This is a genomic window from Kribbella antibiotica, assembly GCF_004349055.1.
Lineage (GTDB): Bacteria > Actinomycetota > Actinomycetes > Propionibacteriales > Kribbellaceae > Kribbella > Kribbella antibiotica.
Genome location: NZ_SMKX01000060.1, coordinates 15627 through 39950 on the forward strand (window position 1 = coordinate 15627; position 24324 = coordinate 39950).

At 67.0% G+C, this 24324-nt stretch carries 25 protein-coding genes and 1 tRNA gene; 16 read left to right on the top strand and 10 right to left on the bottom strand.

Annotated elements, in window-relative coordinates; genetic code table 11:
• Positions 1 to 2: 2 nt before the first annotated feature.
• Positions 3 to 794: a GntR family transcriptional regulator gene (locus E1263_RS20905; protein ID WP_132169892.1), complete on the bottom strand. Its 792-nt coding sequence runs from the start codon at positions 792 to 794 to the stop codon at positions 3 to 5.
• A 112-nt stretch (positions 795 to 906) separates the two neighbouring features.
• On the opposite strand from E1263_RS20905, the gene E1263_RS20910 reads away from it, so the two are divergent.
• From E1263_RS20910 to E1263_RS20920, 3 genes are all read left to right on the top strand, one after another.
• On the top strand, positions 907 to 2262 hold the full coding sequence (locus E1263_RS20910) for an NsdA family TPR-like regulatory protein (RefSeq protein WP_132169894.1): 1356 nt from the start codon (positions 907 to 909) through the stop codon (positions 2260 to 2262).
• A 119-nt stretch (positions 2263 to 2381) separates the two neighbouring features.
• Positions 2382 to 3230: a phosphotransferase gene (locus tag E1263_RS20915; RefSeq protein ID WP_132169896.1), complete on the top strand. Its 849-nt coding sequence runs from the start codon at positions 2382 to 2384 to the stop codon at positions 3228 to 3230.
• Between the two features lie 371 nt (positions 3231 to 3601).
• Positions 3602 to 3910 (top strand): hypothetical protein, encoded by a 309-nt coding sequence (locus tag E1263_RS20920; RefSeq protein WP_132169898.1) that lies wholly within the window; start codon positions 3602 to 3604, stop codon positions 3908 to 3910.
• Positions 3911 to 4364: 454 nt separating this feature from the next.
• Here the strand turns inward: E1263_RS20920 and E1263_RS20925 are convergent.
• A tRNA-Leu gene (locus E1263_RS20925) sits at positions 4365 to 4453 on the bottom strand.
• 117 nt (positions 4454 to 4570) lie between these two features.
• On the opposite strand from E1263_RS20925, the gene E1263_RS20930 reads away from it, so the two are divergent.
• The 6 genes from E1263_RS20930 to E1263_RS20955 all read left to right on the top strand — a co-directional run bounded on the left by E1263_RS20930 (position 4571) and on the right by E1263_RS20955 (position 11828).
• Positions 4571 to 5071 carry a VOC family protein gene (locus tag E1263_RS20930; protein ID WP_238161359.1) on the top strand — a complete coding sequence of 167 codons (501 nt, stop codon included), beginning with the start codon at positions 4571 to 4573 and terminating at the stop codon, positions 5069 to 5071.
• 4 nt (positions 5072 to 5075) lie between these two features.
• Positions 5076 to 6407 carry a M20/M25/M40 family metallo-hydrolase gene (locus E1263_RS20935; protein ID WP_132169900.1) on the top strand — a complete coding sequence of 444 codons (1332 nt, stop codon included), beginning with the start codon at positions 5076 to 5078 and terminating at the stop codon, positions 6405 to 6407.
• Positions 6408 to 6525: 118 nt separating this feature from the next.
• Positions 6526 to 7035: a DUF4365 domain-containing protein gene (locus E1263_RS20940; protein WP_132169902.1), complete on the top strand. Its 510-nt coding sequence runs from the start codon at positions 6526 to 6528 to the stop codon at positions 7033 to 7035.
• Complete coding sequence (locus tag E1263_RS20945) at positions 7032 to 8045, top strand: hypothetical protein (protein ID WP_132169904.1); 1014 nt, start codon at positions 7032 to 7034, stop codon at positions 8043 to 8045. The genes E1263_RS20940 and E1263_RS20945 overlap by 4 nt, the downstream gene beginning before the upstream one ends.
• A 49-nt stretch (positions 8046 to 8094) precedes the next feature.
• Positions 8095 to 8715 (top strand): hypothetical protein, encoded by a 621-nt coding sequence (locus E1263_RS20950; protein ID WP_132169906.1) that lies wholly within the window; start codon positions 8095 to 8097, stop codon positions 8713 to 8715.
• A complete protein-coding gene (locus tag E1263_RS20955; protein ID WP_132169908.1) occupies positions 8712 to 11828 on the top strand; it encodes a helicase HerA domain-containing protein in 3117 nt (1038 codons plus the stop codon). The genes E1263_RS20950 and E1263_RS20955 overlap by 4 nt, the downstream gene beginning before the upstream one ends.
• Here the strand turns inward: E1263_RS20955 and E1263_RS20960 are convergent.
• From E1263_RS20960 to E1263_RS20970, 3 genes are all read right to left on the bottom strand, one after another.
• Entirely contained in the window at positions 11809 to 12459 is a 651-nt protein-coding gene (locus E1263_RS20960; protein WP_132169910.1) for a lysoplasmalogenase, read from the bottom strand. The genes E1263_RS20955 and E1263_RS20960 overlap by 20 nt on opposite strands.
• Before the next feature lie 53 nt (positions 12460 to 12512).
• Positions 12513 to 12974 (bottom strand): hypothetical protein, encoded by a 462-nt coding sequence (locus E1263_RS20965; RefSeq protein ID WP_132169912.1) that lies wholly within the window; start codon positions 12972 to 12974, stop codon positions 12513 to 12515.
• A 67-nt stretch (positions 12975 to 13041) separates the two neighbouring features.
• The gene (locus E1263_RS20970; protein WP_132169914.1) at positions 13042 to 13896 is read right to left on the bottom strand and encodes a LysR family transcriptional regulator; all 855 of its coding nucleotides are present in this window, start codon (positions 13894 to 13896) and stop codon (positions 13042 to 13044) included.
• 73 nt (positions 13897 to 13969) lie between these two features.
• On the opposite strand from E1263_RS20970, the gene E1263_RS20975 reads away from it, so the two are divergent.
• A complete protein-coding gene (locus tag E1263_RS20975) occupies positions 13970 to 15169 on the top strand; it encodes an MFS transporter (RefSeq protein ID WP_132169916.1) in 1200 nt (399 codons plus the stop codon).
• 70 nt (positions 15170 to 15239) lie between these two features.
• Here the strand turns inward: E1263_RS20975 and E1263_RS20980 are convergent, their stop codons facing one another.
• Positions 15240 to 16283 (bottom strand): enolase C-terminal domain-like protein, encoded by a 1044-nt coding sequence (locus E1263_RS20980; RefSeq protein WP_132169918.1) that lies wholly within the window; start codon positions 16281 to 16283, stop codon positions 15240 to 15242.
• 55 nt (positions 16284 to 16338) lie between these two features.
• Between E1263_RS20980 and E1263_RS20985 the strand changes: the two genes are divergently transcribed.
• Positions 16339 to 17079 (top strand): GNAT family N-acetyltransferase, encoded by a 741-nt coding sequence (locus E1263_RS20985; protein WP_132169920.1) that lies wholly within the window; start codon positions 16339 to 16341, stop codon positions 17077 to 17079.
• Between the two features lie 6 nt (positions 17080 to 17085).
• On the opposite strand, the gene E1263_RS20990 is transcribed toward E1263_RS20985, so the two are convergent.
• Both E1263_RS20990 and E1263_RS20995 read right to left on the bottom strand, forming a co-directional pair.
• On the bottom strand, positions 17086 to 17271 hold the full coding sequence (locus E1263_RS20990; protein ID WP_132169922.1) for a DUF5703 family protein: 186 nt from the start codon (positions 17269 to 17271) through the stop codon (positions 17086 to 17088).
• Positions 17272 to 17296: 25 nt separating this feature from the next.
• Positions 17297 to 18238, bottom strand: a complete 942-nt coding sequence (locus tag E1263_RS20995) for an aldo/keto reductase (RefSeq protein ID WP_132169924.1) — start codon at positions 18236 to 18238, stop codon at positions 17297 to 17299.
• A 51-nt stretch (positions 18239 to 18289) separates the two neighbouring features.
• On the opposite strand from E1263_RS20995, the gene E1263_RS21000 reads away from it, so the two are divergent.
• Complete coding sequence (locus E1263_RS21000) at positions 18290 to 19363, top strand: LLM class F420-dependent oxidoreductase (RefSeq protein WP_132169926.1); 1074 nt, start codon at positions 18290 to 18292, stop codon at positions 19361 to 19363.
• Positions 19363 to 20190 (top strand): undecaprenyl-diphosphate phosphatase, encoded by an 828-nt coding sequence (locus tag E1263_RS21005; protein WP_132169928.1) that lies wholly within the window; start codon positions 19363 to 19365, stop codon positions 20188 to 20190. The genes E1263_RS21000 and E1263_RS21005 overlap by 1 nt, the downstream gene beginning before the upstream one ends.
• On the opposite strand, the gene corA is transcribed toward E1263_RS21005, so the two are convergent.
• Positions 20187 to 21158 carry a magnesium/cobalt transporter CorA gene (gene corA, locus E1263_RS21010; protein WP_238161361.1) on the bottom strand — a complete coding sequence of 324 codons (972 nt, stop codon included), beginning with the start codon at positions 21156 to 21158 and terminating at the stop codon, positions 20187 to 20189. The genes E1263_RS21005 and corA overlap by 4 nt on opposite strands.
• A gap of 48 nt (positions 21159 to 21206) precedes the next feature.
• Between corA and E1263_RS21015 the strand changes: the two genes are divergently transcribed.
• The 3 genes from E1263_RS21015 (at position 21207) to E1263_RS21025 (ending at position 23385) form a co-directional block, all read left to right on the top strand.
• Positions 21207 to 21893, top strand: a complete 687-nt coding sequence (locus tag E1263_RS21015) for a histidine phosphatase family protein (protein ID WP_132169932.1) — start codon at positions 21207 to 21209, stop codon at positions 21891 to 21893.
• A 13-nt stretch (positions 21894 to 21906) separates the two neighbouring features.
• Positions 21907 to 22488: a DUF3090 family protein gene (locus E1263_RS21020; protein ID WP_132169934.1), complete on the top strand. Its 582-nt coding sequence runs from the start codon at positions 21907 to 21909 to the stop codon at positions 22486 to 22488.
• 108 nt (positions 22489 to 22596) lie between these two features.
• Positions 22597 to 23385 (top strand): SCO1664 family protein, encoded by a 789-nt coding sequence (locus E1263_RS21025; RefSeq protein WP_132169936.1) that lies wholly within the window; start codon positions 22597 to 22599, stop codon positions 23383 to 23385.
• Here E1263_RS21025 and E1263_RS21030 read toward each other — a convergent pair.
• Positions 23340 to 24257, bottom strand: a complete 918-nt coding sequence (locus tag E1263_RS21030) for an AraC family transcriptional regulator (protein WP_132169938.1) — start codon at positions 24255 to 24257, stop codon at positions 23340 to 23342. The two genes, E1263_RS21025 and E1263_RS21030, sit on opposite strands and share 46 nt — an antisense overlap.
• Positions 24258 to 24324 lie beyond the last annotated feature (67 nt).

Sequence of the window (24324 nt, forward strand, 5' to 3'; positions counted from 1 at the left end):
CCTTAGATCTCGGAGCGACTCGTCGGAGTCTCGCCGTGCTGCGGGATGTCGTACTCGTCGATGAAGACGACTTGGTCGGCTGGCCAGATGGACTCGGAGATTTCCAGTACCTCGTCGTCTGCGGATCGGGCTGTGTGCACGAGGTGGAGGATCGCTTCGCCGCCTGCGAGATGGAACAGGCCAGGCTCGTCGTGTTCGGCGGCGCGGATCACTGTTGTGTCCTGCGCGCGGTGGTAGGTCTTGCCTGACAATTCTTCGATGCAGAGGAAGAGCGCCTTCCGCACGACCGTTGCGTCTTCGAGGTAGGTGCCGGCCGCATGGGAGAGAGGCACGTAGCTCGCGCCGATCTCCCGCAGTTGGCCTGTGGCTTTGTCGTGCAGGTGTCGGCGTCGAATGACGACTTCGGATCCTGGCTCGACGCCCAGTGCTTCGGCGATATGAAGTGGGACGGGGCCGCGGCCAGCGAAGACGATGCGGTGCTCGAGGGCGTCGTTGAGGAGGCGCTGGTCGGTGCGAGCTCGGCCGTAGCGGTTGCGGGAACGGCGTTGGCGTTTCCGGTTTTCGCGCACGAAGGTGCCGACGCCGTGGCGGGATTCGATCAGCCACTCGGAGCGAAGTACGGCGAGGGCCTGACGCACGGTCGGCGGGCTGACATGGAAGCGGTCGGCCAGTTCGGTTTCAGCGGGTAGGCGGCTGCCGGGGGAGAGATCGCCGCTTTGGATTTCCGCGCGGAGTTGGTCGGCGATCTGGAGGTACTTCGGTCCTCGTCCGCTGAGGGTGGCCGGGAAAGTCACATCAACTCCTCATGAGGTCTGGAAGAACTGTACGCCGAGGTGCATGGTGTCCTAAAGTCCTATAGAGGACTATATGAGAATCGTTCAAACCGCCTGGGGAGGAAGATGCGCGATGACGTCGCTCGAGATTGATCCCACCTGGTGGGAGGGCGCGGTGCACGAGGGCCGGCCGCTGCGCGACTCTCTGGGGGAGCGCGACATCTCTGCTCTCTTCCAGTTTCTGCGGCTGCACGGCTGGAGCAAGCGGGTCATCTCGATGGCCACGGGGGTGTCCGAGACTCGGGTTCGCAGTATCTCCAAGGGCGATCAGGTGGTGACGTCGTACGACGTCTTGGTCCGGATCGCCGATGGGCTGGCTATAGACCGCGGATTTCTCGGCCTTGGCCACACGCATCAGCCGGTCGCGTCCGCCACCGTACCGACGGATCCGAGTACTGATCCGTCGTTCGTTGGTTCCCTTGCTGCTTTGGCCGTGGGCCCTGTGCCAAAGGAGCTCGCTGGACTGCTCCCGAGTCCGAGGCCAGTTGTCGCGGTACCGGCGCTTGTCACTCAGGCCCATGTCGAGTTGGTGCGTGATGTCAGGGATCAGCATCGGCGGGTTGATGCCCAGCGAGGAGGTGGTTCCTGTCGTGATTCGGCAGTCAGCTATCTCGGCTGGGCGAGCGGCATGCTGCGCAGTCGGTTCGACTCCGACAGGACTGAGCGCGACTTGAAGGCTGCGCTGTCGGACATGTACCAGGTAGCGGGTTGGGCTTGCCACGACCTCGGCGACCACGCTGCTGCGCGTCACTATCTGACCGCCGGACTTGTGCTTGCCAGGGACATCGACGATCTCGGGCTGATCGCCGGCGGGTTCTATCGCCTCGGGCGCGTGTCGATCCACCTGGGTCAGGCGCAGCAAGCGTTGAAGCTGTGGCAGCTTGGACAGATCGTTGCGCAGGACAGTGGCAACTTGGCGTCTGTCGCAGTCCTGCACGCGAATGAGGCGTGGGCGTATGCGATGCTCGGCGCGGCCGATCTGGTGTGCGACGCACTCGCTCGGGCGGAGGGCGAGCTTGATCGAGTCGATGTTGCGACAGTTCCGTCGTGGGCGAGATTCTCGCTGGCTCCGGGGGAGTTGGATGGCATTTCCGGGGTCATCTACGGTCGCCTGGCAGCGCATTCCGAGCATCGGAAGTACGCGACGCAGGCGATCGAGTGTGGAGAGAGCGCATTCGGTCGACGGGTGGCGGGGGAGGAGAGGAGTCAGACCTTTGACGCGATCTCTGTAGCGATCGGCTACATGCTCGACGGGCAGTTGAACGAGGCTGAGCAGTACGGGCATCGGGCGGTCGAGATGGCCACTGCGACGGCGTCTGTTCGTGCGGCCGACAGGCTTCGCGGGTTGGCTGCGTTGGCGACGCCGTACAAGGCTCACGGCGGCGTTACCGAGGTGGTCGCTCGCATCGGCTCGCTGGCGGCGGGCTAACCTACGGCGGCGTGACGAGTCTCAGCGCTGGTGAGCGGGCGCGACTGTTCGATGGGTTGTCCGCGATCTGCCTTGCGGCCGGGTTTGACCCGAGCGATGCGGTGTTGCTCCGGTACACCATGAACGCGGTCTTCCGTTTGGACCGTGCGGGTGTCGTGGTCCGGATGGCGCCGATTGCGAGTTCTGATGTGGTCGACAGGGTCGCCAAGGTTGCGACCGCGTTCGGGCGACTTGGATTGCCGACCGCGCGGCTGGCGCCGGGGATGAGCGAGCCTGTTGCCGAGGGCAGTTGGATCGCCACGGTCTGGACTTTGCTGCCACAGGCGCCAGGGCGTCGTCACGACTCTGTTGATCTTGCTGGACCGTTGCGGGCGATACACGCTCTACCTGAAATCGACGTCGAGCTACCGGGCTGGGATCCGCTCGGGCAGATTAGCGGTCTGCTCTCGAAGGCCGCGTCCCTGGCGGGGGCCGATCATGGCTTCCTCTCGGACTGGGCGACACGAGAGTTCGGACTGAGCCTCGACCAGGTTCTAGACCACCTGCGGGACAAGTGCAGCGAGTTGGCTGTTGATCTGGAAGCGGTGGAATGGACACTGCCGCGCTCCGTCATCCATGGCGATGCACATGCCGGCAATTTGCTCGACGACTTGAGCGGGCGAGTCGTCATCGGCGACCTGGACTCCGTATCGATCGGCCCGCCGGAGTGGGATCTGATTCCGGCTGCACACGGCGCGCTGAGATTCGGCGATGATCCCGCGCAGCATCGGGCGTTCGCGCGAACCTACGGGCTTGATGTTTCGGCGTCTCCCGCCTGGGACGTGCTGAGGCGGGTCCGTGAACTGCAGTTGGTGACAAGCGTGATTCCGGACCTTCGCGGACGTCCAGGTGTCGCCTCCGAGTTGGCGCGCCGTCTTGCCAGCACCTTGACCGGGGCTGTTGGGGAGAACTGGAACCGCTACACCTAGGGGTCCATCGCAGGGGTCCACGATGGACCCCTGGAGGGGGCCGTCCTAGGCCTCCTCGACGGGCTCCCGACAACCGGCCTCGCGATCGCAAACTCAGGCAGGTAACGCAGAAGAGGCGTTGCAGTCACGGAGTCGAGCACCCGATCCTCACGTCGTCTCTCACCTCCGTGACCGTCCTTCTAGGTGGTCTGGGGAGTGGGTTCGTTGTCCGACGGGTTCTGGATTCTGAGTGCGGTTGCGGTTGTCCTCTACGCGCGGATGCTCGTTGAAATCCGCGAAGAGGTCCGGGGTCGGTGATGGAGGACCGTCGAGCGGATGTCATCCAGGCGGCGTACCCGTTGGCCCTGGGCTACATGCGGAGGTATCCGCAGATGCGCGTCGACGAGGTTGCGCGGACTCAGGAAGCTCTCGCAAACCACGCCCGATGCAACGGCTTCACCTTGGGAACTGTGCATGTCGAGGACCTTCTGACCGATCCGCGGGCTTTCCTCGAAATGGTTGCTGCGATCAACCTCTTCGACATCCAAGCGGTGGTGATCCCGACGGCTGCACATCTCGGAGACCCCGTGGCGCCTGAGTCGAAGCGAGCTTATTTCGATCGCGAGACCAAAGCTCGAGTCCTGGTCGCGGAGCTGCCGCGATCGCGTGCCCCTCGAACCGGGATATCGGAAGTTCCATAGGCCGGCGGGGCGGGCGTGCTGAGGGGGTCCTCTCCTCAATGTCCCCTGCATTCCGCGTCCGTTCTGCCGCTCCACTGGGTCTTGCCTCCGTGCCACCTCACGGGCCATGAAGGCATCACTCACGAGGCCCGGTCCGTGCTGACACCTCTCAGCGCGGGCCGGGCCTCATTAGCGTGTGGGCGGTGTCACAGGCGCCGTCAACTACTTTGGCGCGGATCGCGGCAGGTAGAGCGATTCCGGTTCAGCAAGCCGCGTTGCGCGCGACGAAGGAGCGGGCTGGAGCGGCGGCGGTTGCGGATGATCGGTCGCCGGATTGTTATTGAAGGAAGTGGCGGTAGCTGCGTGAAGTTGGGGGTGGGTGGGGTGGCAGGCGGAGCGTGCGACGGAGGAGCGCGCGTGCCTGGCGCGGGGGAAAGAGAAAGGCTCTCGAAGCTGATGCTTCGAGAGCCTTGTCTGGTGTCCGAGGGGGGACTTGAACCCCCACGCCCCGTAAAGGGCACTAGCACCTCAAGCTAGCGCGTCTGCCTATTCCGCCACCCGGACAGGTGATCCGCGCCTTAGTGGCGCCGACCGGAGAACAGTAGCAAACAACTTGGGTGGAATTCACATCGGGGCGCTGGGGGTGTCTCATGGGGGTAGTTCGAAGTTCAAGGAGAGGGTGTGGGTGCCGTGGGGACTGTTGATGTGGCAGGTATTGAGGCGGAGCGGGAGCGGTTGCGGGGGGAGTATCTGCAGGCGGAGCGGCCGGCCTCGACGGCGCGCGGGCTGCATCATGTGGCGGTGTTGTGTGCGGATGTGGAGACGACGATTCGGTTCTATCAGGGGGTGCTGGGGTTTCCGTTGACGGAGATCGTGGGCAACCGGGACTACGAAGGGTCCAGCCACTTCTTCTTTGATATCGGGAACGGGAACCTGCTGGCGTTCTTCGACTTTCCGGGCCTCGAGTTGGGGGCGTACGCGGAGGTGCTGGGTGGGTTGCACCACATGGCGATCTCGATGGAGGCGGAGCGGTGGGCCGAGGTGAAGGGGCGGCTGGACGACGCCAGCATCGAGTACTTGGAGGAGAGCGGTACGTCGCTGTATTTCAGGGACCCGGATGGGACTCGGGTGGAGTTGATCGCGGATCCGTTGGGGGAGATGTATGGGCTGACCGTGCTCTGAGAGGATGGGACGTATGACTACGCCTGACCGTCCGTCGTACAGCGCCGACGCCGAAGTGGTGGAGCTGTGTAGTGAGTTGATCCGGTTCGACACCACGAACTACGGCAACGGCAAGAGCAAGGGTGAGCGCGGGGCGGCGGAGTATGTCGCGGCGAAGCTCGACGAGGTCGGGATCGAGTCGACGATCTACGAGTCGGAGCCGGGGCGGGCGACGCTGGTGGCGCACTGGGAGGGCGAGGACCAGAGCGCCGATCCGCTGCTCGTGCACGGCCACCTGGACGTCGTACCGGCGGATCCGAAGGACTGGAAGGTCGATCCGTTTGCGGGGGAGATCTTCGACGGGTGCGTGTGGGGGCGCGGCGCGGTCGACATGAAGGACTTCGACGCGATGGTGCTGTCGGTTGTGCGGGCGCGTCAGCGGGCGGGGGTGAAGCCGCGGCGGCCGGTGCGGCTGGTGTTCACGGCTGATGAAGAGGCCGGCGGCGTGTACGGCGCGCAGTGGCTGATCGACAACCATCCGGAGACGGTCGCGGATTGCACCGAGGGGATCGGCGAGGTTGGCGGGTTCTCGGTGACGGTCAAGGACGACCTGCGGTTGTACCTGATCGAGACGGCCGAGAAGGGCATGGACTGGATGCGTCTCAAGGCCCGCGGTACGGCGGGTCACGGGTCGATGATCAACTCCGACAACGCGGTCACGAACCTGGTTGAGGCGGTGACGCGGATCGGCGGGCACGAATGGCCGCTGCGGATCACGCCGACGGTGCGGGAGTTCTTGAAGACGCTGGAGGACGTACTCGGGGTCGAGCTCGATCCCGAGGACATGACCGAGACGCTGTCGAAGCTGGGCAGCTTCAGCCGGATGTTCGGCGCGACGATCCGCAACACGGCCAACCCGACGATGCTGAACGCCGGCTACAAGGTGAACGTGATCCCCGGCGAGGCCGAGGCGCACATCGATGGGCGTTTTCTGCCTGGGTTCGAGGACGAGTTCCACGCGACCATCGACGAACTGCTCGGCGACAAAGTCACGCGCGAGAGCGTCGTCACTGACATCGCGCTCGAGACCGAGTTCAGTGGCGGCTTGGTCGAGGCGATGAAGGCGTGCCTGCTGGCTGAAGACCCACAGAGCCGTACGGCGCCGCTGCTGATGTCGGGTGGGACGGACGCCAAGTCGTGGAGCCGGCTCGGCGTTCGCTGCTTCGGTTTCGTGCCGCTGCAACTGCCGCCGGACCTCGACTTCATGGGCATGTTCCACGGCATCGACGAGCGCGTTCCGACCGCATCGCTGGAGTTCGGTTCGCGGGTGCTGGATCAGTTCTTCGACAAGGCCTGAGATGTTGCACCCGGCCATTTGGTCGTGGTGCAGCCGGCGGCAAAACGCTTCCGACTGACAAGCGGTCCCCGGCGGCCTAGCCTCGTGGAGGAGGACGAACCGCGTTGCCGGGGGTCGGATGCTTGATGCACGGGTTCATCAGGGCAAGTTCGGCGAGGATTACATTCGGGTGCTGGCCTCCGCGGCCGGTCTACTCGTTTCTCAGGACGACGTGGACCACGACGGCGTCGACTTCTGCATCAAGCAGCCGGGGCCGACCACCTTCGGGTTCTCGCCGCGGATCGACGTACAGGTCAAGACCACGTCGCGGCCGAAGCGCCGGGCAGCCGGCATCGATTTCGACGGGCTGGATCAGCTGCAGTTCAACCGGCTCGCCGGTACCGATGTCGTCGTACCGTGCTACTTGTTCCTCGTCGTGACGCCGGTCGCGCGGGCCGACTACACGGATCTGCGCACGGCCGGCCTGCTGTTGCGTGAGGTCGGGTACTACGTTTCGTTGCGCGACAGGCCGAAGGTCGAGGGGCCACGGAAGGACCGCAAGATCCGGGTCCGAGTGCCGGTGGCCAACGTGCTGACCGTGTCGGCCTTGCGCAGGTTGATCGGACCGTCCCCGGGCAGCGCCGGATGATCGGGATCAGCGAGCTGACGGTCTACCTTGCCGAGGCAGGCTGGTCGGCGACCGGTTCGACGTGGCACGGTGGCGCGATCTGGTCCCGAGGTCCGCACGAGGTTCTGGTGCCGCCGCACGACGGCATGAGCGATGCCGCGTCCCGGGTTCACGAGCTGCTGCTGGCCGTGGCAGAAGCCGAAGATCGGCCGCCGGGCGAAATCGTGCGTGATGCGAGATTTCCGCTGCTGGATCGCGCGCTGTACCGGGCCGATGTCGTGGCGGGGGTGGATGGGTTCGTCGCGTTGCCCTCGGGCCTGGATGCCTTGCGGGGCATTCAGGACATGCTGTCGACGGTCGCGTCGCCGGAAGCCCTGTCAGAAGTTTTGCTGCGCACGACGATCGAGCAGCGCCTGGTCGCGACAGTTCTGGTCCCAGGCACCGGCGATCAGCGCATCCTGGAACGCCTCTACAGAGCGACCGAGGCTGTGCACACTGCCGTCCGGACGGACTCCGTGGATGCCCTCACGGCCCTCGGCGTGACCAGATCCTTCTGTACGGCGTTGGGCCGGCTGACCGGGCCGGACCGCAGCGGCTCGTTCGACCTGGAGTTTCGCTGGGCGCGTGGTGTGCCGTCCGTGATGCCCGATGCACAGCTGAACTTCGGGGCGGGCACTGGCGAGCAACTCCGGCAGGTGACACGTCGGCTTCAGGAACGCGGTCAGCTGGACAAGGCAGTGCCGGACCACAGCGGTACGACGACTGCCGAGGGGCGCGTTGTCGGGCTTCAGGATGTGGGCACCGGTGCCGACCGCTGGCGAATCAAGGTCGACGGCGTCATCACGAGTGCGAGTCGTACGACGCCGTCGCGAGCGGTGTGGATTCGCCTTGCGACCCAGGAACAGTACGACCAGGCGTGGGACGCGCACCGCAGTCACCAGCCGGTGCGCGTCAGGGGACGGTGGAGGCCTGACGGTCGTGTGCGAGTCCATGCCGATCCGGACGGATTGATGACTCTGCCTGATCCGTGAGTCCCCGCTGCCGCCATCTCCTGCAACCAGCCGACCAAAGGACTGAGACGTGCCGAACCGCGACCTGAACTCGAACGAACGAGCCGTTCTGCTGACCCTGCTGGCCGAAGGCAGGGAGTTGACCAACGCGGAGCTGCACGCTGTTGCAGGTATCAAACTCGACGGCGCGAATCGTCTGCGCCTGAACGACCTCGGCCTGGTCGACTCCGAGAAGCACGGCCGTTCTTTTGTCCACGTGCTGACCGAAGGCGGCGCCGCCTGGTGTGAGCACGAGCTGGCGACCGAGCGACCGGCCCGCTCAGGAGCCTTAGGCGGCGCGCTCTACGCGATTCTCGGTTCGCTGCACCGCTATGTACGGCGTGGCGGGCTGCACCTGACCGAGATCTTCCAGCCGGCCGCGGAGCTCGATCTCCCAGATCGCATCCGCGCGTCGTACGCCGATCTGAGCGATCGGCCAGGTGAGTCGTGGATCAGCCTGGTCTCGCTTCGGAAGTCTTTGGCAGACGTGCCGCGGGACGAGCTGGATACGGCGCTGGAGAAGCTGGCGCCCACGCCCGGTGTGCACATCCAGGCGGAGGCGAACCAGCAGAGCCTGACAGCCGCCGATCACGAGGCCGCGGTGCGATTCGGCGGGAGCAGCCGGCACATCCTGAAGATCGAGCAGCCATGAGACCAGAAGAACGCGATGCCTTGGCCGCCGTGCAGTTCAACTGGGCGGTGACGCCGGACGACATCTGGAGTCCGGTCGAGCACCACGTCGACGAGCTGCATCAGGGCGTCGTCCGAACGGTGCTTGCTGCCTTCTCGATGGCAAGACAGAGCCGGGGTCCGAGCCCGCTGGGCGTTGCTCTGGAAGGAGAGAAGGGCGTCGGGAAGACACACTTGCTCGGCTGGCTACGCCAGCAGGTGCAGGACACCGGCGGGTACTTCTTCCTGATCAAGCTGGTCAGCGGCGGCGTATTCTGGCCGAGTGCCGTCCGCGGAGTGATGGACGGACTCCGGGCGTCCGATGCAAACCAGCTCAGCACACTCCTCGCTCGCCTTGCCGAGCGTGCCGGGCTCGACGACGAAGCGCGGACCCGGCTGGCCGGGCGCGGCGCCGTACGGCGTGAGGACGTGGACAGCTTCCTGGCTGGGCTGCGGGCCACCGATGCGGAGATCGTGCTGGACTGCGCGAACACGATCCGTGCGCTGATCCTGAGCCGAAGCCCGGACGCGGCCGTTCAGGACATCGGGTACAGCTACTTCGAGCTCGACGGATCGGTGGAGGACGCCGATCGGGCAACATGGGGATTCCGGCGTGGCGAGCGCGCTCCGCAGCAGATCCTCGGAGATCTCTCGCGGCTGATCGCGTTGACCGGCCCCAGTGTCATCGCTGTCGATCAGCTGGACAGCCTGCTGGCCCAGATCTCGAGCGCGCGTTCCGATTCCGAAGCGACGGGTGCGGTCACTCGCGAGGTCAACGAGATTGCTGACGGTTTGATGGAGCTCCGCGAAGTGACACATCGGGCGGTCACTGTCGTCGCGTGTCTGCCGGCTACCTGGAAGTTGATCGACTCGCTGGCCGTCGGGGCTGCCGCCGACCGTTTCCGGACCGCGACGATGCAGTCGGCCATGCCTTCTGCCGCGGTCGTGGAGAAGCTTGTCAGCGGCCGGCTGGGCGCGCTGTACAGCGCGGCAGGATTCCCTCCGCCCTATCCGACCTGGCCCATCCTCCAGTCGGCGCTCGCCGATCTCCGCGTCCTCAACTACACGCCGCGCCGGGTGCTGCAACGCGTCGACGCCCACGTCAGACGATGCCTGGAGACCGATGAACTGATCGAGCTGGCCGACCTTGTGGACGACGTACCGCAGTCTTCCCCGGCAGGTCGGCACGCGGCGCCGCCGGGATTGAACCGGTTGGACGAAAGGTTCGCTCAGCTGCGGGCGGAGGCCGATGTGGACGCGGCTGTCGATCCCGCAACGGAGGACACGGCCATGCCTAAGCTGCTGGCCGCTGCCCTCAGCTGTTACATCTCCGAGCTGGGCGATAGCGGGCAAGCGTTCGAGCTCGATCCGCCTCCGGGGAGCAAGCCCGCTCTGCATGCGCGCCTGCGCCGTACGCTCGATGAACGCACCGATGACGAGATGGCGTGGAGTTTCCGCGGGATCGCCAGCCCCAATGCGCGGGCCGCGCTGACCCGGTTGCGTGCGGCCAGAACCGAGGCAGGCCTGAGCGCTGCGTCGGACAAACGGCGCCTGGTAGTGGTCCGGAACACCGGGTGGTCAGGCGGTCCGAAGACCACTGAAGAGCTCTCCGAACTCGAGGCAGCCGGCGGAATGTCGCTGGTGATCACGGAAGATGACCTGCGCACCTTCGCTGCGCTCGACGTACTGCGCCGCAGGCCGGATCCTGGCTTGTTGGGGTGGCTGAGCACCCGTCGGCCGGTCGGTGAATCGGAGCTGTTCCGGCAGGTTTTCGCGGACCATGTGACGGAGCATCCAGCACCGATCAGCGCGGATCCGGAGACCGGTCGGCAGCCTGCGCCGGAAGCCGGGGAACCGATGGTTGTGCTGGGAATGCCACTCGGCGGCGGACAGCCTTTCGCTGTTCCGCTGCAGACGCTGCGCAAGCACACCGTCGCGTTCGCCGGCTCAGGATCGGGCAAGACCGTGATGCTTCGGCGTCTGATCGAGGAGTGTGCCCTGCACGGCGTTTCCTCGATCGTGCTCGATCCCAACAATGACCTGGCGCGACTCGGCGATGCGTGGCCGGCGGCTCCCGACGGCTGGCTGGCCGGTGATGCTGCCAAGGCGCGCGAGTACCTGAAGCAGACCGAGGTGGTGGTGTGGACGCCTCGCCGGGAGAAGGGCCGCCCGCTCTCGTTCCAGCCGCTTCCGGATTTCAGCGGCGCACTCGACGATCCGGACGAGTTCAACGATGCGCTCGATGCGGCGGTCGCGGGTCTGCTGCCCCGGGCGCATCTGACCGGGAGACGCGCACGGAACGGTGAGGCTGTGCTACGGCAGGGGCTGAATCGGTTCGCTCGTGACGGTGGCAGCGATGTGCGTCAGTTCATTGCATTCCTGGCGGACCTGCCGCATGGTGTCAGCTCGATCCGATCAGCCGAAAGACTGGCTGGGGAGATTGCCGACTCGCTGAACGCCGGTATGGTCAACGATCCGCTGTTCGGTGGGGATGGCGAGGCGCTCGATCCGGGCGTTCTGCTCACGCCGTCGACCGGCTACCGGGCGCGGGTCTCGGTGATCAGCTTCGTCGGCCTCCAGACCGACGAGCAGCGCCAGAGCTTCGTGAATCAGTTGCAGATGGCCCTCTTCGCTTGGATCAAACGCAACCCGGCAGGGGATCGGCCCCTCGGCGGCCTGCTGGTGATGGACGAGGCCCAGAACTTCGCGTCGTCCGGCGCGGCGACGGCGTGTACCGAGAGCACCCTCGCCCTCGCAACCCAGGCAAGGAAGTACGGCCTGGGTCTGGTCTTCGCGACGCAAGCGCCCAAGGCGTTGCACAACCGCATTCCGGGTAATGCCACCACGCAGATCTATGGCCTCCTCAATGTCACCGTGCAGATCAATGCTGCCAAAGAGCTGGCGAAGGCCAAGGGCGGCACGGTCGACCAGATCGCCAGGCTCACAGCAGGCGAGTTCTATGCGGCCACAGAAGGGACAGCCTTCGCTCGGATCCGGGTGCCGATGTGCTTGAGTCATCATCCGGCCAGCCCGCTGACAGTCGACGAGGTCATCGCCAGAGCGCGGCCGGGCGGCACTACGTCGTACGGCGGGTGACGAGGTCGAGAGCGTGCAGGCGACTCGCATGTGTTGGCGACGTAGTCAGGAAGTACTGGCCGGCGGCGTACGTCGACATGGTCAGGGCGCTGCGGCCGGGGAAGTCGCGGCCGGACATTCGGAGGGCGATCAACCCGTCCGAGATCAAGAACAGCAGGCCGCCGAGGCCTGAGCGGGGGCTGTGCCAGCGGGAGACGACGGCTGTTGCGGTGAGCAACAATGCGTAGGCGGCGACTGGGATTTTCTGGTTGCCGAGGCCGGGGGAGAGGGCGGCGATGAGCGCTGCCCAGAGGGCGCCGTACGCGGCGAGGACGCGCCAGTCGCGGGTGGCGGGTTTGTTGAGGAAGAACGCGAGGTAGCAGGCGTGGGCTGCGGCGAAGGCGGCCATGCCAGCTAGTTCGAAGCGTGTTTCGAGCAGGAGGTCGCCTGCGGCTGAGGCGAGCAGGGCTGCTTGCAGCAAGGGGTGCGCCTGTTGGGTGCGGGTCCATGAAAGCAGGAGCGGCATCAGGGAGACCTTGCTGGTCTGTCTGAGGATCTTGACGTCGAAGGCGACGGCGGCGACCTGCACCACCGTCGCGCTCCAGAACGCCGTCAACCGCTGTCGGTCGCTCGCGAGGCGCCTCAGGTTCATGGCGCCGAGTCTGCCGCACGAACCGGCATCGAACCGCGTTGTTTACGACAAGTTCAGCAAGGTTTGATGGCGCTGTAGTTCAGGCCGTTCCAGGTGAACTGCCCGTGCCACGCGCCGGGGGTGTAGAAGGGATCGCTGCCCTGGTCCGAGTAGAGGACGGCGACGGTGTGGCCGGTCTGGTTGTTCACGTAGGACCAGAAGTCGTCGTAGTAGGTGTATGCGCGGCAGTTGTAGAAATCGGTCCGGTTACCGACGTAGCCCGAGCCGGTGTAGACGCAGAAATTGCCGTAGGCACAGGTCGATGGGTCACCCCATTTCGAGGGGTCCTGGATCGTGGTGACAGCGCCACCGTCCGCCCAGCGGACCTGGTTCGGGGAGATCTGCTCACCGCCGTGCTTGGCCAGTACGGCGTCCACGGCGCGCTGCACGGCCACATCGGGGCCGACGGCAACGGCTTGGGAGGAGAGCGGCAGGACAGCGAGTGCGGCTGCTGCCAGGATGCGAGAAATGAACATTGCTGACCTTTCGGATCGTGGGCGGATCTTCAGGACACCCGCACCCTAACCTCCGAAAGGTCCATGCCTAGGGCAACAAGTTGAGCGTCTCGCGGAGGGCTCGCAGCCGGCTCATCAGGAGCTTCGGCGGGGTCGGTGTGGTCACGACGGAGAGCGTCAGCCGATAGCGGAACGGTGCCGCGACCAGCTGCTCGCCGGGGCGGAGTTCGGTGGCTAGGGCGCTGCGGGGGACCAGGGCCAGGTGAGAGCGGCGGCGCGCCATGGCGACCGTCGTACCGAGGGTGACGCCTCGGCGGGCGGCGGCGCCTAGGGCGACGAGGCGGGTTTGGATCTCTTCACTGCCTCGGTCGTACGTCGAGAAGGCGACGAGCCGGTCCTTGAGGGGTTGCTTGCCGGTCGCGGGGAGCGGTACGTCGGCGGGGACGAAGAGGACGAGGTCGTCGCGGCCGACGCGGCGGGCGATGGTGCCGCGGGGCAGGGTCATCTGTTCGGCGATGGCGACGAAGGCCGCGTCCAGGGTGCCCTCGGCGACACGTTCGACCAGGAACTGGCCGTGGTCGACGACCTGGTCGACGTCGAGGTCGGCGTCCAGGACGGGGAAGAGGATCGGCGCCATGCTGGCGAAGGTGCCGATGACGAGCCGGCGGCCGGTCGCGGCGGCGCGGGTGGCGTCGTACACCTCCTCGAGGTGGCTGAGGATGTGGTCGGCGCGGCGGGCGAGCTCCGCGCCGGCTGGTGTGGGGCGGGCGCCTCGGGTGTCGCGCTCGAAGAGTTTGGCGCCACAGAGGCGCTCTAGCCGGGCCAGGCGTTGGGACGCGGACGGCTGCGAGATGCGGAGCTCGCGGGCCGCCGTACCGACTGCGCCGGTGCGTGCGATGGCCTGGACCAGTCGCAGATCCTCGACCGCTGGTAATGAGGTCATAGGGGCAGCCTATGGCAGCCACCGAGTGCCTGCTGGCTACCTGGAACGGTCGGGAGCTCAAAGAATCAAGGGTATGAGAGCTCGCGGCGAGGCGATGGTGTTGTTGCTGGGCGGGGGAGTCGCCGATCTGGCGTACCGGTTCACGCAGGTGGCATTGCCGTTGGTGATCCTGCATGAGACGGGGTCGGTGGCGGCGACTGGTTTGGTGGGTGGAGCGGCTGGTATCCCGGTGTTGTTGTCGCCTTGGTGGGCTCGGCGGGCACGGCAGTGGGTGGACTCGGGACCGCGGTTGGCGATGGTCGCGGGGGTGTCGGCGATCGCATTGGCGATAGTTCCGGCAGCGGCGGCCTTCGGGTTGCTGTCGCCGTGGCTGCTGGTGGTGAGCGGGTTGTTCCTGGGGTGTGGCGATGCGTTGGGGTCGCCGGGACGGACGGCGTTGCTCGCCGATATCGGTGATCGATGGGGCGCTGGGATGGCGGTGACGCTGCTGACGTGGCAGGACGGCGTACGGCGGGTGGGCATGGTCGTTGGACCGGTACTGGGGGCGCTGGCGGTGGCCGCCGGGGTCACGAGCGGTCTGCTGTGGATCGAGGCCGGCGCGGTGCTCGCTGCCGGATTGGCGGGCCTCGGCATTCGCGGCGAGGGTCGCGGCCCCGGTGGCGAGGCGCCGTCGATCCGCGCGGGGTTGGTGGGGAGGCGCGAGGTTGGGCTCGGCTGGGTGATTCGGGGGACAGGCTGCGTGACGTGGTTCGCGTTCACGCTCGGGTTGTCCGTGGTGGGGGCCGAGCGGGGAGAGCCCGGGGTCTATCTGGCCGCCGGGATGAGTGGGTACGGCGTGGGAGCCGTCGCAGGCACAGTGGTCGCGCTCCGGGTTGTACGGCGGGTCGCGGCGATGCCCTTGGCGAGTGGCGCCTGGGCGGTCGTGGGGCTGTGCTGGGCCGGGATGGGCGTGTGGACGAGCCCGGCCAGTGTCGCCGTACTGGCCGGGCTGGCGGGCGTCGCGGTCGTGTGGGGGATCGCCGCCATCTCGGCGATCATCACGCGGTCCTCGGACGGAGCCGACCGGCGAGCGCTCTTGAGCGGACAGTCGGTGGTTGTGAACGCGAGCAGCTCGGCCGGCCTGCTCATCGGCGGTTCGGTGATTGCGGCCGTCGGCGCCGAGGCCACCCTGATCGGCGCGGGCCTCCTCACAACCCTGGTCGCAGGCCTGGTCGGCTGGTCCGCCGCCGGCCGGATGGCGTGCATAAGAACTGGTAGTAGTGGGGTGAGGTGAGGCGGCGTACGCGGGGAAGGCCGGTGCTTGGGGCGTTGCGGCCGACTAGTCACAGTTCTTCTGCACGCGGTTAGGCCAGGTCGATGCCGAAGCCGGGGCGGTCGGCGAGGGTGAGGACGCCGTCGGCGAGGGTGTAGCCGTCGTCGACCGTGCCGAGAGTGTTGGCGGGGACGCCTTCGATGATGTCGACGTTGCCCAGGCCGGCGGCCAGATGGGCGGCGTACAGGGTCTTCAGGGGCAGGCCCCAGGCGTGTGGGGAGGCTTTCGCGGCAAGGGAGGGCATGGTGTGGCGCCAGGCGGTGAGGCCGTGGGAGACGACGTCCATGAGCGCTACGTCGATGAGGCCTTCGCGGGCCAGGGACAGGATGTGGTCGACGTTGGGGGAGTATTCGCCGTCGGCGATGAGAGGGCGACTGGGCCAGCGCGACAGGTGCTCGCGGAGGAAGACCAGGTCCTCGTGGCGTTCGGCGAACATTTCTTCGAGCCAGTAGAGGTCACAGTCGGCGACGGCGTCGAGGTAGTGGATCAGGGTGTTGAGCGAGTATCCGTCGTTCGCGTCGACCATGATCGTGGCGTCCGGGTAGAGGTCGCGGGTCAGCCGGGTGACGGCGATGTCGCGGTCGAGGCCCGCGGCGGCGGGCATCCAGCGGTAGCCGCGGCCGACCTTCAGTTTGAAGTCGCGGAAGCCGAAAGCCGAGTCCTGCTTGAGGTTCTGCTCGATGACCGGCAGTCCGTCGTCCAGGTCGTCGAAGTAGATTCCGCCGCTGTAGCACCGGACCTGCGGGGACGCAGCGGCCCCGAGCATCACGTGCACCGGTACGTCGAGAATCCGCGCGGCGAGGTCGTGCAGCGCATAGTCGAGGAACATCGCGTCGGCCGCGATCACGCCGGCGGCCGGGTCGATCAGTGAATCCACCGAGCGGCCGATCAACACGCTGGGGTCACCAGGACCGATCGGCAGCCCCCAACCGCGCGCACCTAGCGACGTCGCCACTACGTACGCCGTCTCCAAAGCACCGCTGCCCTTGTGGTCGCGGAACGAGTTCCGGCCGACGTTGCGTAGGAAGCGTGCGCCGACCTGCACTGTGCTGATCGAGCTGACCACGTGGTCCATCAAGGCCTCCAGATATCCGGGTGAAGTGTCAGGACGTCGGTGTCACACTCCGAGCATGTCCGAGATTGTGATCACTACACTTGCCGAGCGCCCGCATGTCGCCAGCGTCCTCGGGAACATCTGGGGTGTCTGGCCGAGGTTCATGCTGCAAGATCTGGTCGCCGCCGCGCTGATTGCGCAGGTCCGGCTGGAGTTCGCCGACCAGTGTCTGGTGGCGACTGAGGACGGCGAGCTGGTCGCGCACGGTCGGAGTATCCCGTTCGCCTTCGGGATCGAAGACCGCACCGAACTGCCGGCCCGCGGCTGGGATCAGGTCCTGCAATGGGGGATGGAGGATCTCCGCTTCGGCCGCGAGACGAATGTGTCGAGTGCGCTGGAGATCATGGTCAAGCCGACGCATCACGGCCTCGGACTGTCGCATCGGATGCTCGCGGCGATGCGCGACGCGGTGAAGGCGAAGGGCCACACCACGCTCTATGCGCCGGTCCGCCCGAACGGCAAGACCGACGCGCACCTCCCGATGACCCAGTACGCCGCTCTGACGCGCGACGACGGTCTGCCCGTCGATCCGTGGCTGCGGGTCCACGTCCGGGCCGGCGGCAAGATCGTCAAGGTGGCGCCTGCCTCGATGGTGACTGCGGCCTCGCTGGCGGAGTGGCGCGAATGGACCGGGCTGCCGTTCGACAGCACGGGCGAGGTCGTCGTACCGGGGGCGTTGGTGCCTGTCGAGGCGAGCATCGAGCACGACCGGGCTGTCTACGTCGAGCCCAATGTCTGGGTCCGGCACGACCTGTAGCGAGCCTCAGAAGGTGCGGAGCACTTTGATGACGCGGCGGCGGAGCCAGACGCGGCGGGTGCCGTCGGGGTAGCGGCGGAGTCTGGCCAGCTCCCAGCCGCCGTACTCGGCGTGCTCGGTCAGGAGGCGGCGCACTGCGCCACGTGTCTCCGTCCGGGAAACTTCGAACTGCTGCAGCTCGTATTCGGCCATCCGCACCCTCCAGCTAAACGGTCGTCTAAGAAACGTCCTCCAGCGCGGCCGCGATGGCCGGCGGCAAAGTCAGTTCCTCTACGCCCAGCACCGACTTCAATTGCATCGCAGTCCGGGCGCCGACGATGGCTGCCGACACGCCGGGCCGGTCCCGGACCCAGGTGAGCGCGACCTCGAGCGGACTCCAGCCGAGCCCGTCCGCGGCACGCGCCACTGCTTCAACGATGCCCGAACCGCGCCCGTCGAGGTAGGGGTCGACGAATCTGGACAAATGCTGAGACGCCGCCCGCGAGTCGGCGGGGATGCCGGTGCGATATTTCCCAGTCAACACACCGCGGCCAAGCGGCGACCACGCCAGCACACCGATGCCCAGCCCGCCGGCCGCGCGGATGGCGTCCGCCTCGGCATCGCGGGCGAGGAGCGAGTACTCCACCTGATTAGAGACCGGTACGGCGCGGCCGGGCCACGCCTGCTGCCACGTGACCGCGCGAGCGGACTTCCACCCTGCGTAGTTCGACACGCCGACGTACCGGACTTTGCCGGCGTTGACGGCGTAGTCGAGCGCGGACAGCGTCTCCTCGAGCGGGACGTCGTCGGACCAGGTGTGAAGTTGCCACAGATCGATGTAGTCGACGTTCAACCGGCGTAGCGAGGCGTCGAGATCGCGCAGCAGCGAGCCGCGCGAAGTGTCGGTGATCCGCTCACCGCGGCGCACGCTGAACCCGGCTTTTGTGGCGATCACCACATCGTCGCGCTCGACCACGTCACCGAGCAGCGTGCCGATCAGTCGCTCGCTGTCACCATCGCCATACGCTGCGGCGGTGTCGATCAGAGTGCCGCCGGCGGCCACGAAGGCGGCGAGTTGCTCGCGTGCCTCGTGCTCGTCGGTGTCGCGGCCCCAGGACATGGTGCCCAGGCCGAGCCGACTCACCGCCAGACCACTGTGACCGAGATAGCGCTGCTGCATGGGTCGAGCCTATTGCGGCCTACCGACAAGAGCTGGATAGGCTCGCCAGTCATGCGACTCGGACTGAACATCGGCTTCGTCTTCGGCGACGAGCACCTGGACCATCTCAAGCTCGTCAAAGAGGCCGAGTCACTCGGTTTCTCGGTCACCTGGGCGGCGGAGGCCTACGGCTCGGACGCCGCCACCCTGCTGACCTGGATCGCCGCCCAGACGACGAAGATCGACGTCGGCGCGGCGGTCTTCCAGATCCCGGCCCGTACGCCGGCCATGACCGCCATGACCGCGGCGACGCTGGACCGCCTGTCCGGGGGCCGGTTCCGGCTCGGACTGGGCGTGTCGGGGCCGCAGGTGTCCGAGGGGTGGCACGGAGTCCGCTTCGACAAGCCCTTGGCCCGCACCCGCGAGTACGTTGCCATCGTCAACGCCGCGCTGCGGCGCGAGACGGTGGAGTTCCACGGTGAGCACTTCACGCTGCCGCTGCCCGATGGGCCCGGCAAGGCGCTGAAGCTGTCCAGCCGCCCGCTCCGCGACCACGTCCCGGTCTACCTGGCGGCGGTCGGCCCGAAGAACCTCGAGCTGGCCGGTGAGATCGCCGATGGGTGGCTCGGGATCCTCAACGACCCCGCTTATCTTGGAGAGCAGTTGAATCACATCAAGACGGGACTTGCCAAAAAAACAGCACAGTCTCGTCCAGCTCGTCAATTGGGGCTGGACGGCTTTGACGTCGTCGCCTCGATTCCGCTGATGACCGGTGACGACCTCGAGGCCGCCGCCGACCCGATCCGCGGCTACACAGCGCTGTACATCGGTGGCATGGGCAGCCGGGAGAAGAACTTCTACAACGCTCTCGCGGTCCGGATGGGCTACGCCGACGAGGCCAAGCAGATCCAGGACCTGTACCTGGCCAAGCAGCACCGCGACGCGATGGCCGCCGTACCGCAGGGTTTCATCGACGGCATCTCGCTGCTCGGCAACAAGGAGCGGCTGGCCGACAAGCTGACCGCGTACGCCGAGGCCGGGGTGACCACCGCGGCCGTCACGCCGTTCGCGCCGACCGTGGACGAGCGGATCGCCGACCTGCGCGTGCTGGCCGAGGCCCTGGAGCTGTCCGGAGTGGGTAGCTAGTGACGATCTGGGACGCGATCATCCTCGGCATCGTCGAGGGACTGACCGAATTCCTGCCGGTGTCCAGCACCGGCCACCTGACGATCGCCTCCAAGGCGCTCGGCCTGCCGATCGACGATGCGAGCGTGACCGCCTTCACGGCGGTGATCCAGTTCGGCGCCATCGCAGCGGTCGTGCTCTACATGTGGAAGGACATCCAGCGGTACGCCGTCGCATGGTTCAAGGGGCTTACCAAACCCGAGCACCGCGGCACGTTCGATCACCGGATGGGCTGGTACGTGATCATCGGCTCGCTGCCGATCTGCTTCGTCGGGTTCCTGGCCAAGGACATCATCTCGGGGCCGCTGCGCAGCCTGTGGTGGGTCGCCGGCTCGCTGATCGGCTGGTCGTTCTTCATGGTCGCGGCCGAACGCCTCGGCTCGAAGAAGCGGCCGCTGGAGAAGATCACCCTCACCGACGCGATCGTGATGGGCATCATCCAGTGCCTGGCGCTGATTCCGGGCGTCTCGCGGTCCGGCGCGACCATGACGGCGGGTCTGTTCCGCGGTCTGGAGCGGGTCGCCGTGACGAAGGTCGCCTTCCTGCTCGGCATCCCGGCGCTGGTCGGCGCGGCGATCTTCGAGTTGCCGGACGCGATGGGTGGCCACGTCGGCGCCGTACCGCTGCTGGTCGGCACGGTGGTCAGCTTCATCGTCGGCTATGCGTCGGTGGCGTGGCTGATTCGCTTCGTCGCGAAGCACACGACGGAGGTCTTCGCCTTCTACCGGGTGCTGGTCGGCATCGTCATCCTGATCCTGCTCGCCACCAGCACGATCACGGCAACCTAGAGCCAGCCGACCTTGCGGAAGAGGCCGTACATCGTGCCGCAGACACTGCCCATCAGGAGCAGTACGGCGTAGTACCCGAAATGCCAGCGCAGTTCGGGCATGTGGTCGAAGTTCATGCCGTAGATGCCGGCCAGCATGGTCGGCACTGCGGCGATCATGACCCAGGCCGAGATCTTGCGCATGTCGTCGTTCTGCTGGACCGAGACGCGGGCCAGGTGGGCGTTCAGCGCTGAGGTGAGCAGGGTGTCGAGAGCGTCGGTTTGCTCCGACACCCGGGTGACGTGGTCGGCCACATCACGGAAGAAGGCCGCTGCGTGCTTGTTGATGCCGGGGGCGCCGTGCGAGAACGCCTCCATCGGCTCGCGCAGCGGCACGATCGCTCGGCGCATCTCGAGCACCTCGCGCTTGAGCTTGTAGATCCGCTCGGCGTCGCTGGTCCGCTCGGGGGAGAACACCGAGGACTCGACCTCATCGACGTCGACCTCGACCTGCTCGGCGACCTCCTCGTAGCCGTCCACGACCGAGTCGCAGACCGCCCAGAGGACGGCTCCTGGCCCGTGGCCGAGCATCGACGCCCGGTCCTCGAGTGCTTGGCGCGTAGTGGAGAGCTGGGCGCCATCACCGTGCCGCACGGTGACGACGTACTGGGGGCCGACGAAGACGCTGACCTGTCCGGTCTCCACCTGGTCGCCCTCGTCGACGTACCAGAGCGTGCGCAGTACGACGACCAGCGCGTCGCCGTACCGCTCGACCTTGGGGCGCTCGTGGGCTCGCAGGGCGTCCTCGACGGCGAGCTCGTGCAGGCCGAAGAGGGCCTGGACGCGGCGCATCTCGGCGTCGGAGGGGTCGTGCAGGCCGACCCAGCCGAAGGTCTGGCTGTCCTGGTCGATGGTCTGGGCAACGGTCTCGGGTTCCTTCGGCAGATCGAGCCGCTCGCCCTCGGCGTACACCCCACAATCGACGATCACGTGACCATCATGCATCGTCGGTTGACCGAACCGGCTACCGTGCACGCTATGCCTACGGTGATTCTGGTCCGGCACGGCCGCAGTACGTCGAACACGTCCGGCACGCTGGCCGGCCGGACGCCGGGTGTGAAGCTCGACGAGACCGGTGTCCAGCAGGCTGCGGCGGTCGCTGAGCGACTGGCCGAGCTGCCGCTGGCTGCGATCGTCAGTTCGCCGCTGGAGCGCTGCCGGCAGACCGCGGCCGCGATCGCCAAGCAGCATGCTGGGCTGCGGCCGGCGACCGACCGGCGGCTGACAGAGTGCGGGTACGGCGACTGGACCGGGCAGAAGATTTCGACACTGGCGAAGGATCCGCTGTGGGCCGTCGTACAGGCGCATCCGTCGGCGGTGACGTTCCCGAACGGCGAGTCGATGCGGGGGATGCAGCAGCGCGGGGTGGACGCGATCCGCGCGCAGAACGCGGCGCTGCCGGAGGACGCGATCTGGGTGGCCGTTTCGCATGGTGACGTGATCAAGGCGATCGTTGCCGATGCGCTCGGTCAGCACCTCGACACCTTCCAGCGGATCGTCGTCGACACTGCCTCGACCACGATCATCACGTACACGAAGACGCGCCCGTTCCTGGTCCGGCTGAACGACACCGGCAGCGAGCTCGCGTCCCTGATTCCCAAGCCGGCGCCGAAGGGAAAAGCGACCAAAAAGCAGTCTTCCGACGCCGTTGTCGGTGGACGGTAATAGGGTTCTGGTCATGGCACGCGTCGTTCATTCCTACGACGAACCCGAGCGGTTCGTCGCCGGCACCGTGGGGGAACCCGGTGCAAGAACCTTCTTCCTGCAGGCCCGGGCGGGGGTCCGCCTGACTTCGGTCGCCTGTGAGAAGGAACAGGTGATGGCGCTCGCCGAACGGTTGGACGTGATGCTGGACGAGGTCGCGCGGCGGTTCGAGCGGGAGCCGCTGACCCCGGTCGGGCCGGATGACACCGACCCGCTGGACCAGCCGATCGAGGAGGATTTCCGGGCCGGCACGATGACGCTGGCCTGGGAGGCCGACGCCGAGCGGGTGGTGATCGAGGTGTTCTCGGTCGTCACCGCCGAGCAGGTCGAGCTCGAGGACGAAGACCCGGTCGCGGCCGTGCTGGAGTCCGAGGACGGCGAGGCACTGACCGTCCGGCTGACCGAGCAGCAGGCGCGGGCCTTCGCCAGGCGCGCGGTCGCGCTGGTTGCCTCGGGCCGGCCGAATTGCCCGTTCTGTGGGCGTCCGATCGATCCCGAAGGTCACATCTGCCCCCGCGCCAACGGCTACCGCAGGCACCTGCCAGATGACCACTGAGCACATTGCCACGCTCCGCGCGGCGGGTCCTGAGGCCTGGTTCCCTTCCTTCCCTCGTCACTCCAGTCGCTGCGCTCCCTCCGCTCCTCAGTCCAGGAAGGGGGCCTCATGACCGGTGATCTGTTAGCGCGCGGGGAGCTGTCCCTGCTCGGCAGGCTGATGGCGGCCTCGAACGGGAGCTACCAAGGTTCGGTCGGGCTCGGGGCCGCGACGGCGACGGTCGTCTACAAACCCGTGCAGGGTGAGCGTCCGCTGTGGGACTTCCCGGACGGCACGCTGGCCGAGCGCGAATATGCGGCGTACGTCGTCTCTGAGGCGCTCGGTTGGTCGATCGTGCCGCCGACGTTGCTGCGGGACGGTCCGCTCGGCGAGGGCATGGTGCAGCTCTGGATCGACGAGGTCGAGCTGAGCGCGGGCGAGACCGAGCTGGTGGACATCGTGCCGCAGGGACGCGTGCCGGACGGCTGGGTCGGCGTACTGGACGCTCTTGATGGGCGGCACAACCCCGTGACGCTGGTGCATGCGGACACTCCGGCGCTGCGGCGGATGGCCGTCTTCGATGCCTTGGTCAACAATGCGGACCGCAAGGGCGGCCACGTGCTGAATCCGGGCGACGGACGGGTGTTCGGCGTCGACCACGGAGTCACCTTCAACGCCGACGACAAGCTCCGGACCGTGTTGTGGGGTTGGGCCGGTGAACCCATCGCGCCGGATCTCCTGGACGACGTACGACGGCTGGCCGATGGGCTCGGTGGCTCGGTTGGGCAGGAGCTCGGGCGGTTGATCACCCCGGACGAATTGGCGGCGACCCGCGAGCGTTGCGCGAGCCTGTTGAAGTCCGGTTTGTTCCCCTATCCCAGCGAGGAGTGGCCGGCGATTCCCTGGCCTGCCTTCTGAGTGCTTGGGCTGACACCACGCTCGCGCTTGAACGCAGCGCTGAAGCTGAACGCATCGGCGTACCCGACCTTCCTGGCGACTCCGGCGACGGTTGCGCCGGGGTCGGCGAGGAGGTCGGCGGCCAGCGTCATCCGGAGCTCGGTCAGGTAAGTGAGCGGGGCCTGGCCGGTCAGGTCGGTGAATCGCCGGACGAGGGTGGTGCGGGAGACGGCGGCGACGTCGGCGAGGTTGGCCAACGTCCAGCCGGTGCTGGGGGAGGCGTGCATCGCCTGCAGTACGGGACCGGCTACGTCGTCGCCGAGAGCGCCGTACCAGGGTGGTGGGTTGGCCTCGAACCAGTCGCGCAGGCAGCAGACCATCAGCCAGTCGAGCAGCCGGTCCAGGCCGACGTGACGGCCGAGCGCGCCGGCGGCGATCCGCTCCTGGATGTACTCGCGCAGTGGCGTGCAGTCATGGTCCTCGGGGAGGACAACGAGGGGCGGCAGTTCGTCGACCAGGCGGCGGGGGAGTTCCTGACGGACGTGGTAGGCGCCGGCCATCAGGACGGTGCCATGGTTGATCGGCCCGCGCTTGGCCGGGTCGGGAGAGTCGACGCGGCCGTCGCAGCGGACGTCGATGGTCGGCCCGGAGCGGGTGGGGTCGTCGGTGAACAGGAACGGTTTCGGGCCGCGGATGATCGCGGTGTCACCGGGCACGACCCGCTGGGGTTCGGTGCCCTCGGCAACGATCCACCCGTCGCCGAGCAGCGGGGCGCAGAACGTCATCGCGGCGCCGTCGACGAAACGCAGGGCATAGGGCGGCGCGAGCACCGGCGTACCGAGAACAGCGCCTTCGGCGCGCAGGCCGCGGAGAAGGTCGTCGAGGGGATCCACGCGGCCCAGCCTAGGTGGGACGTAGGCGCATGCGGGCGGTCTTCTTGCCCATGGGAACAGGTGCGGT